The organism is Pararobbsia alpina, from assembly GCF_902859895.1.
GTDB lineage: Bacteria > Pseudomonadota > Gammaproteobacteria > Burkholderiales > Burkholderiaceae > Pararobbsia > Pararobbsia alpina.
In genome coordinates this window covers 1-1,126 of sequence record NZ_CADIKM010000167.1, presented here as the reverse complement: position 1 = coordinate 1,126, position 1,126 = coordinate 1, and the positions used below count along the sequence as shown (strand labels likewise).

General features: G+C 62.2%; 1 protein-coding gene. It reads right to left on the bottom strand.

Annotated features, from left to right (window positions below; genetic code table 11):
* Window positions 1–1,126, bottom strand: a 1,126-nt coding sequence (locus HV670_RS30070) for an IPT/TIG domain-containing protein (protein WP_175108552.1), incomplete at both ends; no start/stop codon positions are given.

Below are 1,126 nucleotides of genomic sequence, written 5' to 3'. Positions count from 1 at the left end.
CTCCGTATAGTGGTTCCAGCCGTGCAGGAAGATCCCGCCGCCGCCCTGCGAACTGTTGGTGATCGTCAGGCCGTCGATGCGCGACGGATTGCAGTAGAAGTTGCTTGAGTATGTGTTGCAATCCGTGTTGCTGGCGCTCAGCGGCGTGCACACACCGTTTGCCGTGCAGTTCGGGTCGAGCTGCAGCACGCCGCGCACGCGCACGTCGCGAACACCCTTGCCGAGCACCGTGATACCGGCGCCTTCATAGGCGCCCATCAATGTCGGTTCGATCAGCAGTTCGCTGAGATTGCCGTTGAGCGTGTTGTCCCAGCCGACGGTAGGCTCGAGCGGAATCGCATCAACCTGCCGCTGCATCGCCGCCGGGCACGAATACGTGCCAGTCGGATCGAACGGATTGCCCGAGCCGATCAGCCCGCCGTTCAGTGCGATACCGAACACGCAATCGACCTGCCTGCGCCACGGGTCCATCTTGCCGGACGGGTGCGTATTCGCATTGATCGTCACGGACGCGGCACCCACGCCTTGCAGACGCACCGGCTTCCACATCAGCAGCATCTCGTTGTAGTTGCCTGGTCCGACGATGATCATGTCGCCCGGCGTGGCCTTGTCGATCGCGGTTTGAATGGCGTTGCTCGCACCGTTCTCTCCAGCGATATATGAAGGCGCCTTGCCGCCGATCGTGACCGTCACCGTGTCGATCGACTTCTTGCCGTTGTTGGCGGTGATCACCAGTTCGCCGCAACGAGTCTGCGTCGATACGCCACGTTGCTGGATCGTGCAGCTCGACTGGTTCGCGCTGATATTTGGCACTGTGACGCTGATCTGAGTGTCGCTCCATGACGTGACCTGCGCGTTGACGCCGCCGATCGTCACCGATCCCGTGCCCTTCGCGGCGCCAAAGCCATAGTGACGCGTCACGAACTTCTGGTTATACGGCGCCGTGGTCGCGCTCGGTCCTGTATAGGCATGATTGATCACGGTCTGATCACCGAGCGACTTGATCGTCAGCGCATGGCCCGAGGCACTGACCCACGGACCGGCTCCTCCGTTGCTCGAATCGCCCGTCACCGTCGAGATCGCCGGCGTGGCGTCGGGATAGGCACAGTCGGGCTGGTTATAGCCG